We start from the raw sequence: 15466 nt of genomic DNA, 5'->3' as shown, positions 1-15466 counted from the left end.
AGTGGGGCGCGCTGTTCGATGCGAGGTGTGGGCCGCTTCCTTAGCTCGAGCGCTTGAGTTAAAATACGAGTGCGTGGCGGGACGAACGCGCAAACACGAAAGACACTGCCATGTCCCGCTGCAAACCCTTCAACATCACCGCCGCGATCTTGCGCCGCCATACCCGCCGCTACGCACGAGGCTGCCCCGAGCAAGTACGGGCGTTGGCCGCATCAGCAAAAAATATCCCGATCGAATTGCAGGCTGCATTGATCGCGCTGCGCCACCTGCTCAGCTCTGAGGCACTGGCGGCATGGATCGAGCTGCGGACGATGGATGCGATCTTTCGCGACCGTCATTTCAATGGCGATGCGACGGCGTTCGCGCAATCGCTGCTGGTCGAGTTGCGGCCATGTCTTGGTGCTGATGATGTGCGGCGGATGGCGAGAGAGCGGAAGCGATCGGGCGTTGGAAATCTGTCGTTGGCCATCGCTAATTTGGCACACCGCTGACACAGCGTCGCTGCAAGCCATTATTTTTGCGGAAATGTAACTCCCCTGCCAAGGGACGCAGCAGTCATAATGCATGACCCGCTGTGCCTGAAAAATTTGGCTCATAAGTTGGGAACGGCGGCGCGCATCCCTTGTGCTTGGACGTCATCCGCGCCACTTTGTGGCCCCCCGAGCGGGCCGATTTGAAGGCAACTAACTCGGGGCATGGAAAAGCCGAGCACACTTGTCTAGGGCGGCTCGGCTTTCCGTGGTCCCTCAACAGGGAGCGCTTTGTGTCTCCCGATCAACCACATGAGGAGCCTAACTTGGCTGACCGCATCGTACAAGACAACCAACCTCGAAAAACCAAGTTCACCTTCGAAGAAGCTGTTGATGTTTGGCTGCGTCAATGGGCCGGGCAGTTTCAACATGAGATCGCAGCAGCTTATGTCATCAACTCAGGTCGCGTCAGCGATGTGCTCAATGAGGTGACGCACGTCGGCAGTCGTGAAGAAGCGGCGCGGCGTCTGGGGCGTATAGCGTAAAAATTCGTTCGCTAAAATCCACGAATCGTGTCGGCAGTGGTTACCCCATTGCCGACATGCTCACGTCATTTGCTTCTTCGATAATGAGTTTAATCTATGGATGCTGAGACAATCCAAATGATCGCTGCTGAGCTTGCAAAGCACAGTCCTCACCCTGAGTGGTGGCAATGGGCAATTCAGGTGCTAATCGTGGCTGTGAGTGCTGGGATCGCAGTGTTTGTCAGCGAGTATCTGAGGACGAAAGGAAAAAATCTCGCAACGCGAGCAGATTTCGACAGCCTCAAACTTCAGCTGCGCGAAAACACCGAATTGGTGGAGAACATCAAAGCGGAGGTCGGACAGAAAGATTGGGCCGCTCGCGAGTGGAAAAACACGAGAAGAATAAAACTGGAAGAATTACTCGCAAAAATGCACGAATGTGACGCGTTTGCCGACCGTTTTCGTCACATTTCAATCGAAGGCGTGGTGAGCACCGAGCGTGATCCCGTCGGGGAAATGGAGACCATCGGGGCTCTTTATTTTCCCGAATTGCAAACTGAAATTTTTGATTACGCTCTTGCGCACCGGCAACACAAGCTTGCGGGTTCAAGTTTAGCCACGAATGTGATTCAAAGCAGAGACGATTTGGCCAAACGTCAGTTTCATTTCGACGCCTACACGTCAGGATATGAAGACCGATTAAATGCGACGAGTTTAGCGCAAAGCAAGTTGAATGCTGCCGCGCGTCGCCTCCTTGTGCAAATCGTCGGGCTAGATAGTAGTTCCTGAATTTGAAATAGCATCAGGGTTTATGATCTCGACCACCTCGCCAGTCGCCACATCGATCACCCTGACATCGCTGGCCGCGCCATGGCTGTCGCGTTCCGCCCATTCACGTCGCTGCTTGGCGCGCTCGCGGAAATGCTTATCGGCGCGGCGGCGGATGCGGCGATACTGCTGACGAGCGAAATCGGCGGTCTGGTCGGCGGGATCGGGCATGCAGCGCGGCTCGCGTTGGTGCGTTAAATCCGGCTGGTTGATGTCTGGCACCGGGCGCGCGGCGGCGCAATGGGAGGGGCGTTTTGACAGGCCGAAAAAGCAATTTACGCTCAGTGAGCGTTTAAGGGCTTATTTGTCCAAATGGCCGTTGAAAGTATTCAGCCGCCAAAACCCTTCCAAGCTGAATACGAGGGTTCGATTCCCTTCACCCGCTCCATCAACGCTCCCCAATCGCCGTATATAATATAGCAATTTCAATTGGTTGCTATATTGATCTGCCGGGAATCGACTTTTCGTCGAACCAAGCCGTCCAGGGGCATTGGCTTTTGGTCTGAACCGCATTTGCGATTTTTGCCGATCCAGACCGGCTTGCTCTCGGAATCTTTCGGCATAACTCACCGGGCAGGCCAGAGGCTCGAGCCTCTCGGTGCATCTCGTTGCGCGCCGGCCGACAAAACGAGTGTTCATCGAGCATGCAGGGCTGCGACGAGGCGAGTTGGACCCTTCGTGTGGTCCATGTCACATCTTCTCCTTGATGCCGGCCTTCAGCAGCCACCAGTTTGCCGGATAAGAAGTCAGAAACCCGCAGATCATTGCAATCTGCATCATGAACCAGAACTCGAAGCTGTCCACCTGCAGCTTGGTGCCGAGCAGGTGCCGGAAAAGATAAAAATAGGCGAACGCCATGAAGCCATACATTCCGATCTGCCAGGCAGTGATGGAAATTGTATCGGCTTTGGCTGCCGCCCACAGTCCCTGTCGCAAGGACAGGCCTCTCATCGGCGCGATCGTGAAATATTGAAGGAGGATGCCGAAGGCGTAGGCGAGCAGATAATCCGGTATCCAGACCGCAAAGAGCTTTTCCTGAAAGATGCTGTGCCAGCCGAAGGCAACCGCTACCGCTGGTACGAGGAAGGCAAGCCATTCGGCAACGATGTCTCCCAACGTGCAGCCGCAGCCGCAGTGCAACGATCCATTGGCCGTCATCACGGCAAATGGCGTCAGCCGCTTGTTCGGCGGATCTTCGTTCCGTTCTTTCGCCTTTTGCGCCAGTTCGTGCGTCGCGAGCCGTCCATAGGAGAAGTATTGCCAAGCGACCCAGAATGTACCGAACAGGGCGGTGATCGGCCAGACGATATCCATGATCCACATGTGCTGAGGATGCCGTGCAATATCGATGGCTATCACAATCGCGAAGACCGCGCCGAGCGCCAGCGAGGCAACCGAGAGGTAGTGTAGCCAGGTGGGGATCAACATTCAGCGTTTGTGTTCATGTCGTCATCATCGAACACCGCGTAAACCACCCGTTCAGGACGTGGTTCCTATTCCCTGCAAGGTTGATCTGAATCAACGACACAAACTTGCTTTATTATTAGATGAACTTGACGCGTGTGGCCGTACGTACGATATGTGCCGCTCGGTGGATAGGACGACGGCATGCGGTTGCTTCGAACCATGATGGCGGTGGTGATTGCGCTGTCGGTGGCAATGCTGCCGGCTGCCGGGGCGGCCGTGTCTATCGTCAAGTCTTCGCCGCAAGCCGCTACCGAAATGATGACGGAAGATATGACCATGAGTTCGGACATGCCGTCCGCTATGGACTGTTGTCCGGATTCCGCCAAGGATAAGCGCTGCGACCACCCGAATGGTCAATGTCCGATGGCATTCTGCGCGGCGCAATCCATCAACCTTGCCCTTGCCACCGCTTTCCGTTTTGATTTTCCATTGATTGCAGGCAATCCGCTGCCTATCCCGGTGGACCAAGTCGTTACCCTGCGCGGCAGCAGTCCGCCATTCCGACCTCCTCGAGTCTGATCTCCCACAAGAAAGACTGCGCGTGAGCCGCTTTGCTCGCGCGTGATGACGCTTGCCCCGCGCATCTTTGATTGCAGCGGTGGAGATCATACCTGTGAGGAGAAAATCATGATTTCGAAGTTCACGCGCATCGCGGCGCTCGCCGCAATGATGAGCCTTGCCGGCTCCGCAGCCTTTGCGGCGGCGAGCGATTACGCTTTCGAGCCGGTCAATGCTGAATTGAAGAAGGGTGATGACGTCACGGTTGCCGTACGCCTGACCAACAAGGCGACGGGAAAGCCGGTAGTGGACGCGGTGATCTTCCGTACGCGCGTCGACATGGCACCGGACGGCATGGCCGAGATGGAGTCGCCGGTCACTCCGCTGCCAGTAAAGGATCCGGGCGTTTACGCCTTCAAGACGGATCTGCCAATGGCAGGACGCTATCAGCTCACGCTCTCCGCCAAAGTGCAGGGCGAACCGGAAACCGTCACCGGCAAGGTCGTGATCAAGGCCATCAAGTGAGGCGTTCGGGCGCTCCTTCGGGAGTGCGCACGACCGCCATTGCAGCCTCTCATTCTCGATCAGCGGGTGAACGCCATGACCACGCTCCGACTCCTGACCACATTCGTCCTCGGCATCGGGCTGGGCGCCGCCGGCTATTGGACCGCGCAGCAACCGCTCTCGCCGATACATTCACACGTCGCCATGCCGGTCGCCGCCGCCGAGCGGCCCGCGCTCTACTACCGCGATCCAAGCGGAGCACCGTTCTGGGCCGCGGGTCCCAGGAAGGACGGTCAAGGCCGCGACTACTTGCCGGTCTATGACGGCGAGGAGCCCCGGCCGGGCGAGGTCGCAGTGAAACCGAAAGCCGCCGGCGCGACGCGCAAGATTCTTTACTACCGCAATCCGATGGGATTGCCGGATACGTCCCCGGTCCCGAAGAAGGACCCAATGGGGATGAGCTATGTCCCCGTCTATGAGGGTGACGAGGCTGACGACGGCTCGGTCAAACTTTCACCGGGCAAAATCCAGCGCACCGGCGTGAAGTCCGAGCTTGTCGAGCGCCATGTGATCCGGACGCTGGTGCGGGCACCCGGCACGATCCAGCTCGACGAGCGCCGCGTCTCCGTGGTTGCAATGCGCGCCGAAAGCTTTGTGCAGAAGGTCGCCGACGTCACCACGGGCTCGCGTGTATCTGCGGGCCAGCCGCTGATGGAAATCTACAGTCCTGCGGTTTCCTCTGCGGCGGCAGAATATCTTTCGACCATGAATTCCAGCGTTACCGGAGATATTCGCGCCTATGCGCGCGGCGATCGGCAGCGGCTGGTAAACCTGGATGTTCCAGAAGCGGTGATTGCTGCGATGGAAAAGAGCCGTACGGCTCCGATGGTCATTCGATGGTCGGCTCCGCGCGACGGAATCGTGCTGGAGCGCAATGCGGTCGAGGGCATGCGGGCCAACCCCGGCGACGTATTGTTCCGAATCGCCGACATCTCCGTGGTCTGGGCCCTTGTGGACGTGGCCGAGCGTGACCTCGGCGGCATTTCCGTAGGCCAACCCGTGACCGTGCGAGCGCGCAGCTTCCCGGGCCGGACATTCTCGGGGAAGATCAGCGTGATCTATCCGCAGGTGAACCGCGAGACCCGGACAGCCCGGGTCCGGATTGAACTCGCCAACAATGATCTCGCTTTGCTGCCGGACATGTATGTCGACGCGGAGATCGAGACAGGCAGTCAGAAGCCGGTCATGGCTGTTGCAGACAGCTCGGTGCTCGACAGCGGTAGCCGGCAGGCCGTCCTGGTTGATAAAGGCAACGGCCGTTTCGAACCTCGTGCTGTCAAGCTCGGACGACGCGGAAATGGTTATATCGAGGTGAAGGAGGGTCTCGCGGGAGGCGAGGCGGTCGTCACCTCGGCGAACTTCCTGATCGATGCGGAAAGCAACTTGAAGGCGGCATTGAAAAGCTTCGCTGAGGCCGAGCCGCAGGATTCGAGCCGACCGAAAGACATGGGGGAGCACAAATGATCTCCCGAGCCATCGCCTGGTCGGCTCGCAATCTGCTGCTGGTGCTGTTCGGCACCGGCTTCGCGGCGGCTGCCGGCATCTACGCACTTGTTCATCTCCCGCTTGATGCGATCCCGGATCTCTCCGACACCCAAGTGATCGTCTACACCGAATATCCGGGACAGGCGCCGCAGGTGATCGAAGACCAGGTGACCTATCCCCTGACGACGGCCATGCTGACGGTGCCGAAGTCGAAGGTGGTGCGTGGGTTCTCGTTTTTCGGCGTGTCCTTCGTCTATGTGATCTTCGAAGACGGCACCGACATCTACTGGGCGCGGTCACGTGTTCTGGAGTTTCTCAACAGTGCGGCTTCCAGGCTGCCGGTCGGTGTCACGCCGACCATTGGTCCTGACGCGACCGGTGTTGGATGGGTCTACCAATACGCCGTCATGTCGAAGGAGCTTAATCTTGCTGACACTCGCACCATCCAGGACTGGAATCTGAAATTCGCGCTGGCGAAGGCCGAAGGCGTTGCCGAAGTCGCAAGCATCGGCGGGTTCGTCAAGCAGTACAATGTGGTGCTGGACCCGCAGCGCATGCGGGATCGCGGCGTTAGCATGCAGAAGATTCGGGATGCGATCCGTGACTCGAACGCGGACGTCGGCGGCCGGACCGTCGAACTGTCGGAGTTCGAATACGTCATCCGAGGAAAAGGCTACCTGAAGGACATCAATGACCTCGGCAACGTCGTGCTGAAGACCAACAACGGAACTCCGGTGCTGTTGCGGGACGTCGCGCGGGTCGAGCTTGGGCCTGATGAGAGGCGCGGCGTCGCGGAACTGAACGGCGAAGGCGAGGTGGCGAGCGGCATAGTTCTGCAACGGTTCGGCGTCAATGCGCTCGACGTGATCAATAACGTCAAGAGGCGCTTCAAGGAGATCGCGAGCAGCCTTCCAAAATCAGTGGAGATTGTTCCGGTCTATGACCGATCCAATCTGATCTATGCGGCCGTCGATACACTAAAGCATACGCTCCTTGAGGAGAGCGTTGTCGTCGCGCTGGTTTGCATCGTGTTCCTGCTGCACGTCCGCAGCGCGCTGGTCGCGATATTGATGCTGCCCGTCGGCGTGCTGATGGCCTTCAGCGCAATGAGACTGCTCGGGCTCGGCTCCAATATCATGAGCCTTGGCGGTATTGCGATTGCGATCGGCGCGATGGTGGATGCTGCGATCGTCATGATCGAAAACGCGCACAAACATCTCGAGCGGGCGAGGCCCGGAGAACCCCGGGTCCAGATACTGATCGACGCAGCTTCCGAGGTTGGTCCGGCCCTGTTTTTCAGCCTGCTGATCATCACGGTGTCGTTCATGCCGATCTTCACGCTGGAAGCGCAGGAGGGACGCTTATTCAGCCCGCTTGCGTTTACCAAGACATTTTCCATGGCGGCGGCAGCTCTCCTGTCGGTAACGCTCGTGCCGGCGCTGATGGTGATCTTCGTTCGCGGGAAGATTGTCCCGGAGCACAAGAACTTCATCAATCGCTTTCTGAACTGGATCTATCGGCCGATCATCAAGGAAGTGCTGCGCGCCAGGAGCCTGGTGATCCTCGCTGCTGTTGCTGTCCTGGCGGTCACGATCTGGCCGGCGCGCCAGCTCGGCACGGAATTCATGCCCACACTCAACGAAGGCACGCTTCTTTACATGCCAACCACGCTACCGGGCATCTCGGTCACCAAGGCGGCCGAGCTTATGCAGACGCAGAACCGGATCATCAAATCCTTCCCGGAGATCGCATCCGTCTACGGCAAGGCAGGGCGGGCGTCGACGGCCACCGATCCGGCGCCGATGGAGATGTTCGAAACCGTTGTGAATCTGAAACCGAAAGAGCAATGGCGCCCCGGCGTGACCATCGACGGCCTCATCGCCGAAATGGACAAAGCGCTGCAATTCCCTGGCGTTTCCAACGCCTGGACCATGCCGATCAAAGCCCGCATCGACATGCTGTCTACCGGCATCCGCACGCCGGTCGGCGTCAAGGTCATGGGCTCCGACCTTGTCGGGATCGATAGGCTCGCCAAGCAGATCGAGCGCGTGCTCAAGTCCGTCCCCGGTACGTCTTCGGCCTATGCCGAGCGCAGCCTCGGCGGCTACTACCTTGAGATCACGCCTGACCGGCAGGCACTCGCACGTTACGGCATACTGGTTCAAGATGTGCAGGACACCATCGCGGCTGCACTGGGCGGCCAGACTGTCACGACCACCGTCGAAGGCCGCGAGCGCTTTACGGTCAATATGCGGTACCCCCGTGACCTGAGAGATAATCCGAAGGCCATCGCGAGCGAGATTCTGGTACCAATGCCGGCAGGAGGAGCGGTGCCTCTTGGCGAAGTGGCGAAGGTCGAGCCGGCCCGTGGGCCAACGTCGATCAGGACGGAAAACGGCCAGCTCGCAACCTATGTTTATGTCGATATCAGAGACCGCGATATCGGCAGCTATGTTGCGGATGCGCAGCGCGCGGTCAATGAAAGCATTCAGTTTCCGCCTGGCTATTACGTGCTGTGGAGCGGCCAGTATGAGTATTTGCAGCGCGCGGCCGCGCGCCTGAAGCTCGTGGTCCCCCTTACGCTGACGATCATCTTTCTGTTGCTCTATCTCAACTTCCGATCCCTTGCCGAGACAGCAATCGTCATGCTGTCACTGCCATTTGCGCTGGTCGGAGGCATCTGGATGATGTGGGGACTGGGCTTCAACCTGTCGGTCGCCGTCGCGGTCGGCTTTATTGCACTGGCCGGAGTCGCGGCAGAGACCGGCGTCGTCATGCTAATTTACCTCAATCACGCGCTGGCCGAGACGGAAGCAAGGCGAAGCGCGGAAGGGCGCCAGCTGACGCGTGAGGATCTTTACGAGGCTATCATGAAGGGCGCGGTCGAACGCGTTCGCCCGAAGATGATGACGGTTGTTGCCATCATGGCCGGCCTTCTGCCGATCATGTGGAGCACGGGAACTGGATCCGAAATCATGCAGCGGATCGCCGTGCCCATGATCGGGGGCATGATCTCGTCGACATTGCTGACGCTGATTGTGATCCCGGCGATCTTCGGACTGGTGAAAGGCGTCCGGCTGCCTCCGGCCAGCTTTCAGGAAGAACAGGGAGAAGCAGAAAACATGGCGGAGGCAGCGGAGTGAGCACCAAGCGGGCATGAGCGAGAAAGCAAGCTTCTTCCCGCGGAGGCAGGAAAGCTGATCTGGATCAAGAACGCTAACGCAAGCTTCAGGAGAATGCCGGCGATCCATTGAGGAGGCTGCAAATGATGGAATACTGGATGTACGGCTACGGTCCGGTCCATTGGGTTTGGCTCATTGTGATGATCGCGGTGGTCATCTATCCGGTGAGCCGCATCCTCGGGCGCATCGGCTTTTCACCGCTCTGGTCGATCCTGATGTTCATTCCGCTGGTCAACCTGGTCGCGCTTTGGATTGTTGCGTTCGCGGATTGGCCGGGCAGGAGACAAGAATAAATCGGCCAAACGCGTTTGGTGATTTGTGGGACGGGATGCCTTCGCAAGATGGTCCGGCAATGGAGGGTTGCACTGTGGAGCGTGAACTTGTCGTTCACGTCGGCTCGATGTTGATCTGCATCAACGAATAGCCGCAGGAAGTGCGCGCTCATACCCGGTGACCACATTCATTCATCGGGAGAACGCTCATGAAAACCATGACACTCGCTGCCGCGCTGTTGCTTGGTTCTGTCAGCTTTCCGTGCTGGGCCCAATTGCCTGCCAATCACGAAGCTCACCAGGCCGATCAGAAGGATGCACCAGCCGCCAGCCAGCCGGCTCCGCCAACCGCGCCGTCCGGGACGATGGGGCAAGGCATGATGGGTGGCCGCGGAATGATGGGCGGCGGCATGATGAACATGATGAGCAACGTGCCCATGGCGAACATGATGCAGATGATGGGCTCGCAGCAGCCGGGCTGTGGGATGGGTGGGATGGCCACGATTGACCATGTCGAAGGTCGCATTGCCTTCCTGCGCGCCGAGCTCAAGATCACCGACGCTCAGTCCTCCGCGTGGAATGCCTTTGCCGATGCGCTGCGGGCCAATGCAAAAAGCCTTGGCGAAGTCCGCGCGTCGATGATGGGGCAAGTGGGTGCAGCGCCGCTGTCCTTGACGGATCGCCTTGCACTGCAGGAAAAGTGGTTGGCCGCTCGCCTCGAAGGCATCCGCGCAATCAGGTCAGCAGTCACGAATCTCCTTGCGAGTTTTTCAGAAGACCAGAAGAAGGCGGCCGACGAACTGCTCGCCCCCCACATGGGCATGATGGCCATGATGTTTGCCATGCAGTCTGGGCAGATGGGACTGGGCCAGATGCAATCGGGGAAGATGATGCCAAACAGTCGATGACTTCTGGTTACTGACGTGGAAGAACCTCGTGCAGACGCCAGACGTGCCGGCATCAGCTTCGAACATTTGTAAGTATCTCCCTGCGATCGTTGAACATGATCGCGCAATGCTTCTGCTATTTGTGTATGAGCGGCGACGTTGGCGCCGTGCCGAACTGGTAGGTCCAGCTGAGCACCGCCTGATACTGATGCATGCTGATGTCGATATTGCTTCCCGGGGTCGGCACCGGGAACGGCGGTCCCAATCTCTCAAGGCCGGAGACGCTTTGGGATGGAGCGTAAGCGGCAGCGAACTCGACCGTTGAACTCGGCGTGACTTTGTAGGCGAAACCGCCGGTGAAATGGTCGGTGACCAACCCGGGGGCCAGGATATTGAGAGTGACGTCAGTCGACGGGACGGGATTGGTGTTGTGCTCATAGCCAGCACGGAACGTCCAGATCGGATTGGCGCGCCACTCGACGCCAAGCTTGATGGCATCGGTATCCTTCCAGCCGAAGCCGGGGCCATTGCTCGCACCCAGCACTCCGGGTCCTGTGATGGCGGATGAATTCGCAATCGCGGCGACACCTTGATAGAAGATGTGATTGTAGTCGAGCATCAACGTGAGGTTCGGCATCGCATCATACGCCATGCCGGCCGTAATAGTGGCGGGAATATCGAAATTGCCGCCTCCTGCGAAAAGGCCGCTATATCGGCTGAATCCGGTCATCCACATCGGCGTCTGAGCTGAGAAGCCAAGCCGGAAAGTGGGCGCGATGCTCCATTCCACACCGCCGCGCAAACCGCCGCCGTAGGAATAGGAATAGCCATTGTCGGTCAGGTGTGCGGGGTCGGACGAGAAGGGCGCGAAGGCCGCGAGACCGTGCGCCTGGAATCTTTGGATTGCGAATGTCGGCGAGATGCCGAAAGAAAATGCGCCGACCCGGCGGGCATAACCGGCGGCAAGGAACGCCTGCATCAAATCGACGCCGGCGCGTCCACCACAATAGGTGCCCGGCGATCCGCCGAAGAAACTGCAGGCCGGCGACGTATTGACCATGGCAGGCCAATCGGTGTTCATGCCGCCGTTTCCGTAGAGCGCGAATCCCCAGGCGGAATCCAGGTCGATTTGCCTGCTGAAGGCGGCGTTGGGGACGATGAAGTAATTGCTGTTGCTGTCGTAGCTTCCCGGAGCGACGAGCGCAGTCCCGGTCGCGTCGTAGTTGCGAAAGGGAGCAAACAGCGCGGCCCCCATTTGCATTTGACTGCCGGCATCGACGAGGCCGGCCGGGTTGAGCGATAGCGACATGGCGTCGCGCGAATCGGCAACGCCGGCGCCTCCGAGCGCGTCTTGACGTGCGCCATTGCCATATTGGAAATATCCGTCGGTCGCCTCGGCCGCTGTGCAAGCGGAAAGGACAATCGCCGCGCAAACCGCAATCTTAAGCGAAGCTTCGATGGTTCTGTTGTGACCAGCGATCATTTGTTCCCCCCTGGACGAGACACGGGAGGACCTTGCGGCGTCGAAGTCACGGGTCCAGCGTCACAGACAGCAGCGCCGACCCATGCTCTTCGCGCGTTCACCCTCCCGCCGATTTATTATTCATTAATTCTAATAATTGAATATCATGGCCGTTCTCGGGTCAAGCCGGAGAGCGGAGATTTTCCAGCGGCTGTTGCAAAAAGTAGACAATCCGTTCGGCGTCGCTTATGAGAATGACGCAACGCAACCGTCGGATCGCAGGAAATGCCAGCGCCCACAACACTCAAAGAAATCAGGCGCATCTCTCCCAAAAAGCCAATCGATACAGACGCGATGCTCGAAAACGCGCGCAACGCGAGCGATTTCCTGAAGGCGTTGTCGCATGAGGCCCGTCTTTGCATCCTCTGCCTGCTGATCGACGGGGAAAAAACAGTCGGCGAAATCGAGGAAGCACTGAGTCTTCGCCAAGCAGCCGTGTCGCAACAACTCGCCCGCTTGCGCGCTGACGACGTCGTCAAGATGCGCCGGGACGGAAAGAGCGTCTATTATTCGATCGCACGGCCCGAAGTGCTGGAAGTCATGTCCGCACTTTATCGCGCGTTCTGTCGCTGATCCACGCAAGGGTAGTTCGGGGGCCGCCAGCGTGGCGTACGCTCACGTGAAGCTCGGCACCGCCGCGACATCGTCCTTCCTGCTGACCCGACCAATGAACCGGGTTATTGCCTCAACCACCGCTGAGGTCGCCTGCTGGTGGGGCGCATGGCTGCAGCCGTTTAGCAGCAAGGTTTCGATTTGCTGCGGCACAAGCTCACATAGGGCGTCAAGCTGTGCACGCGTGAAGAATTCATCCGCCATTCCCTGAATGGCGAGCACGGGGCAGCGAATTCGCCCGACGTAACCTTTGATATCCCAGTCCCGCGGTTCGTCGCCTGTCCAGGCGTCCACCAACCGCCCGAACAGCCGATCGGTCTTGCCGCCGTGGTAGCGCGCAAGCCGCGCCTTCAGATCGCCCTGCTCGAAATCGCGGATCTGGGCGGCAATTCCCTCGACGGTTCGCTGTTCGCGGAACAGGTGAGGGGCGATCGCGACAACCCCGGCGACCTGGTCGGGGTAAGCCCCCGCGAACATCAGCGCGATTGCGGCTCCATCGGAGTGCCCGATCAGGATCGGGCGCTGCGTGGTGGTTGCCTTAATCACGTCGGGCAGGGACCGGAGGGCTTCTTCGCGCAGATAATGCGCGGAGCAGGATGGCACGAGCGGCGCCGAGTCGCCGGAGCCCCATCGATCGTACACCAGCACAGAACAGCCGGTTGCGTCTGCCAGCCTTTCCGGCAAGTCGCGCCAGAGTCGTACGCAACCCAGCGCATCGTGCAGCAGCACCAGAGGCGGGCGGTGAGGCTGTGCGGCTGCGATGCGATGTCCGCGAAGAACGTGGCCCGCCGCAACGAAGGTCAGTTGCTGCGTCGCGGCCACGACAGCGTCGCGGATGTCGGAAGGGCTGAGAGTGACAAACTCGGCCGGCGTTTGCGTAAAAAAATCGGCGGTGACGGCCCCGGCATCGTTCAGTTCGACGCCGCGCAACGCGGCCTCAAGGTCGAAGATGACGCGTGGCGGGGTGACGAAAAAATCGCCGGTGATCAGGGCCTCGCGGATCCGGGTCCGGCCGGGGCCTTCGAGGCGAAGATCGGCGCGAAGGCTGCCGCCGCGCCGGGTCAACGTGGCGCTTACGAGGGTGTCATCTGCTTCGGGAGCATCGACCATCTCGACGAATTCATCGCGTCCAATTTCATCACGATAAAGACGGTCGGCAAGCTCCTCCTCGCGACGGGTCACCTCGCCCCACTGTGGCTCGATACCGAGCCCTTCGGCGAGTCCCTCGAGCAGGCCTTGATAGATCGTCGACAGATCGGGAAGATCATCGCGCAATATCTCGCGCATTGTGATGACGCGCTGGCGGGCGGAGGCGAGGTCGCGCTTGGCGAGCTTCTCGACGGGCACTTTAAGGGCCGCGATCATCTCGGCCGGATCGAAGTCAATCAGCAACGTTCCCTGGTAAAACAGCGTATCACCGTCGAAGAAACCGCCGGTGCCGCTAATCTTGCGGCCGTCGACCTCGATGTCATTGCGTGGGCGATAGCGTGCCGGAATTCCGAGCTTGTTGAGCCCGCGCGCGGCGCTCTCGCAGATCCGTCGCGTGGTTTCGCCAAGGTCCATGCCGCGGAGGCTGGAGCGATGGAATACGAGTTCCCATCCGATTTGGCCCTCATCGAGATAGAGCCCTCCACCCCCCGTGATGCGCCTGCCGATCTCGATTCCCTTGTTCCGGCAATAGTCGAGGCGTACCTCGTGGCTCAGAATCTGGTGGATGCCCACGAGCGCCGACGGGCGAAACCGCAGGAACCGGATTGTATCGGGAATTTGACGCGCTTTATGCGCATCGATAAGCGCCTGGTCGAACGCAATGTTGGCGCGTCCGCCGCGAATGCCGGTATCGATGACTCTGAACGATCGGCCGTTCGTTGGCATGCCGAAATCCTTTCAGCGTGGCAGTCCGCGCCGCAGTTCGCCCCGCACTTTGCGGATATCGTTGCCGTTGAGCTTGAAGGGATAGGAGGCGATATCCCTCGGCGGCGAATCGCCATAGGGGCGATCGCACGCGGAAACATCGGTCGCCTCCTTGCCCGGACAACCGGAGGTGCGGAAAGCAACACCGGCTCCGATTACGGCATCGAGTTCGTCCTGCGGCAGCCCGAAATCGACAAGCTGACCATTCTCGTCAAAACGCATGTGTTCCAGATGGTGCCCGCGATAATCGATGAGATAGCGGCCGAGCTGAATGCGCCGCCATTGCGGTCGCGGCACAGGCGGCAGGTGGTCCATGAGCGAACCTCGTTCGGGAAAGAACGCAAACATATGGCTGTGCCCGCCGAGATCGCGAATTCTCTGGACCTGCGAGAGAATGTCGTGATCGCTCTCGCCCATGCCGGCAATCAAGTGGGCGCCGAAACGTTCCGGGCCGAATATTTCGGCCGCCGCGTGAAGGATCTCCCAATATTTGTCCCAGCTGTGCGGAGATTGAACACCGTGTCCGCGCGTGCGGTCAAAAATGACGGGGTTGGCGGCGTCGAGCGCTACCGTAAAAATTTCGGCCCCAAGGTCCTTCAGTTCCTGCACGTCCTGCCGCGTCATGGTGGTTGGGTTCGACAGGATCGATACGGGCACGTGCTTGACACGCTCGACCCACTTTCGCAGCACGACCCGTGTGTCTTCGTCGGACCGCGGGTGTGTGATCATGCTGATACACATGCGGTGGAACCGGCCGCCATCCCCGCCTGAGGCAACGATATCGATGATCTGGTCGTAGGGGACCGCCGGCCAGTCCACGCGAATGAAGTTGCGATCGGCATAGTTGCGCTCTGCCTCACGATGGCGCGCCAGTCCGCAATAGGCGCAATTGGCGCGGCAGCCTTCCGGATAGGTGAGCAGCAGGTTCAGGCAACGCGTGCAGCTCGTGCGATGCATGTAGCCTTTCATGATTCCAAGCGTGATAGCGGCTGCGGTCGACAACTGCACATATTCCGGGGAGCGCATGTTCGGCGTCAGGACGTTGTCGTTCGGCAGGTAGACGCCTTCGGGCCGCATGTCCTGCTGCTTCACACGTGCGCCATTGCGGGCGTCCGACGGCACCTCGGCGGGCACACGCGGCTGCATGGTCTGCGCGTCATTGAAAGTGCGCGGCTCGCCATGGAGGAAATCCGGGATGGCGTGGGTTGGTCCTTCGAGACAGCTCATGATTTCCTCTCGTG

At 59.5% G+C, this 15466-nt stretch carries 15 protein-coding genes; 10 read left to right on the top strand and 5 right to left on the bottom strand.

Features of this window, described 5'->3' with window-relative positions; all coding sequences use genetic code 11:
- Nucleotides 1-149: 149 nt before the first annotated feature.
- The 3 genes from NEZ08_RS07135 to NEZ08_RS07125 all read left to right on the top strand — a co-directional run bounded on the left by NEZ08_RS07135 (nt 150) and on the right by NEZ08_RS07125 (nt 1783).
- Nucleotides 150-491, top strand: a complete 342-nt coding sequence (locus NEZ08_RS07135; protein WP_298105742.1) for a hypothetical protein — start codon at nt 150-152, stop codon at nt 489-491.
- 305 nt (nt 492-796) lie between these two features.
- Nucleotides 797-1015, top strand: a complete 219-nt coding sequence (locus NEZ08_RS07130; RefSeq protein ID WP_298105740.1) for a hypothetical protein — start codon at nt 797-799, stop codon at nt 1013-1015.
- Nucleotides 1016-1111: 96 nt separating this feature from the next.
- Entirely contained in the window at nt 1112-1783 is a 672-nt protein-coding gene (locus tag NEZ08_RS07125; RefSeq protein ID WP_298105738.1) for a hypothetical protein, read from the top strand.
- Here NEZ08_RS07125 and NEZ08_RS07120 read toward each other — a convergent pair.
- Together NEZ08_RS07120 and NEZ08_RS07115 are read right to left on the bottom strand one after the other, a co-directional pair.
- Entirely contained in the window at nt 1766-1993 is a 228-nt protein-coding gene (locus NEZ08_RS07120) for a hypothetical protein (RefSeq protein WP_298105736.1), read from the bottom strand. The genes NEZ08_RS07125 and NEZ08_RS07120 overlap by 18 nt on opposite strands.
- A gap of 519 nt (nt 1994-2512) precedes the next feature.
- Nucleotides 2513-3247 (bottom strand): DUF4396 domain-containing protein, encoded by a 735-nt coding sequence (locus NEZ08_RS07115; RefSeq protein ID WP_298105753.1) that lies wholly within the window; start codon nt 3245-3247, stop codon nt 2513-2515.
- A 183-nt stretch (nt 3248-3430) separates the two neighbouring features.
- On the opposite strand from NEZ08_RS07115, the gene NEZ08_RS07110 reads away from it, so the two are divergent.
- The 6 genes from NEZ08_RS07110 (at nt 3431) to NEZ08_RS07085 (ending at nt 10198) form a co-directional block, all read left to right on the top strand.
- Nucleotides 3431-3808, top strand: coding sequence for a hypothetical protein (locus tag NEZ08_RS07110; protein WP_298105734.1), 378 nt, complete (start codon nt 3431-3433; stop codon nt 3806-3808).
- A gap of 108 nt (nt 3809-3916) precedes the next feature.
- Nucleotides 3917-4312, top strand: a complete 396-nt coding sequence (locus tag NEZ08_RS07105) for a FixH family protein (RefSeq protein ID WP_298105732.1) — start codon at nt 3917-3919, stop codon at nt 4310-4312.
- A 75-nt stretch (nt 4313-4387) separates the two neighbouring features.
- Nucleotides 4388-5815 carry an efflux RND transporter periplasmic adaptor subunit gene (locus NEZ08_RS07100; RefSeq protein ID WP_298105730.1) on the top strand — a complete coding sequence of 476 codons (1428 nt, stop codon included), beginning with the start codon at nt 4388-4390 and terminating at the stop codon, nt 5813-5815.
- The gene (locus tag NEZ08_RS07095) at nt 5812-8979 is read left to right on the top strand and encodes an efflux RND transporter permease subunit (RefSeq protein WP_298105728.1); all 3168 of its coding nucleotides are present in this window, start codon (nt 5812-5814) and stop codon (nt 8977-8979) included. Before NEZ08_RS07100 ends, NEZ08_RS07095 begins: the two co-directional genes overlap by 4 nt.
- A 122-nt stretch (nt 8980-9101) precedes the next feature.
- Complete coding sequence (locus NEZ08_RS07090; RefSeq protein WP_298105726.1) at nt 9102-9311, top strand: hypothetical protein; 210 nt, start codon at nt 9102-9104, stop codon at nt 9309-9311.
- A 188-nt stretch (nt 9312-9499) separates the two neighbouring features.
- Nucleotides 9500-10198 (top strand): Spy/CpxP family protein refolding chaperone, encoded by a 699-nt coding sequence (locus NEZ08_RS07085; protein ID WP_298105724.1) that lies wholly within the window; start codon nt 9500-9502, stop codon nt 10196-10198.
- A 115-nt stretch (nt 10199-10313) separates the two neighbouring features.
- Here NEZ08_RS07085 and NEZ08_RS07080 read toward each other — a convergent pair whose 3' ends face one another.
- Complete coding sequence (locus NEZ08_RS07080; protein ID WP_298105722.1) at nt 10314-11660, bottom strand: OmpP1/FadL family transporter; 1347 nt, start codon at nt 11658-11660, stop codon at nt 10314-10316.
- A gap of 264 nt (nt 11661-11924) precedes the next feature.
- On the opposite strand from NEZ08_RS07080, the gene NEZ08_RS07075 reads away from it, so the two are divergent.
- Nucleotides 11925-12272 (top strand): helix-turn-helix transcriptional regulator, encoded by a 348-nt coding sequence (locus NEZ08_RS07075; protein WP_298105720.1) that lies wholly within the window; start codon nt 11925-11927, stop codon nt 12270-12272.
- A 42-nt stretch (nt 12273-12314) separates the two neighbouring features.
- Here NEZ08_RS07075 and NEZ08_RS07070 read toward each other — a convergent pair whose 3' ends face one another.
- Both NEZ08_RS07070 and NEZ08_RS07065 read right to left on the bottom strand, forming a co-directional pair.
- Nucleotides 12315-14186, bottom strand: a complete 1872-nt coding sequence (locus tag NEZ08_RS07070) for an alpha/beta fold hydrolase (protein WP_298105718.1) — start codon at nt 14184-14186, stop codon at nt 12315-12317.
- A 12-nt stretch (nt 14187-14198) separates the two neighbouring features.
- A complete protein-coding gene (locus NEZ08_RS07065; RefSeq protein WP_298105715.1) occupies nt 14199-15452 on the bottom strand; it encodes a radical SAM protein in 1254 nt (417 codons plus the stop codon).
- Nucleotides 15453-15466 lie beyond the last annotated feature (14 nt).

Origin of the sequence: Bradyrhizobium sp., assembly GCF_027451485.1 — a bacterium.
GTDB lineage: Bacteria > Pseudomonadota > Alphaproteobacteria > Rhizobiales > Xanthobacteraceae > Bradyrhizobium.
Note: the sequence above shows the minus strand (reverse complement) of the source record. Positions and strands in the feature narration are given on the sequence as shown.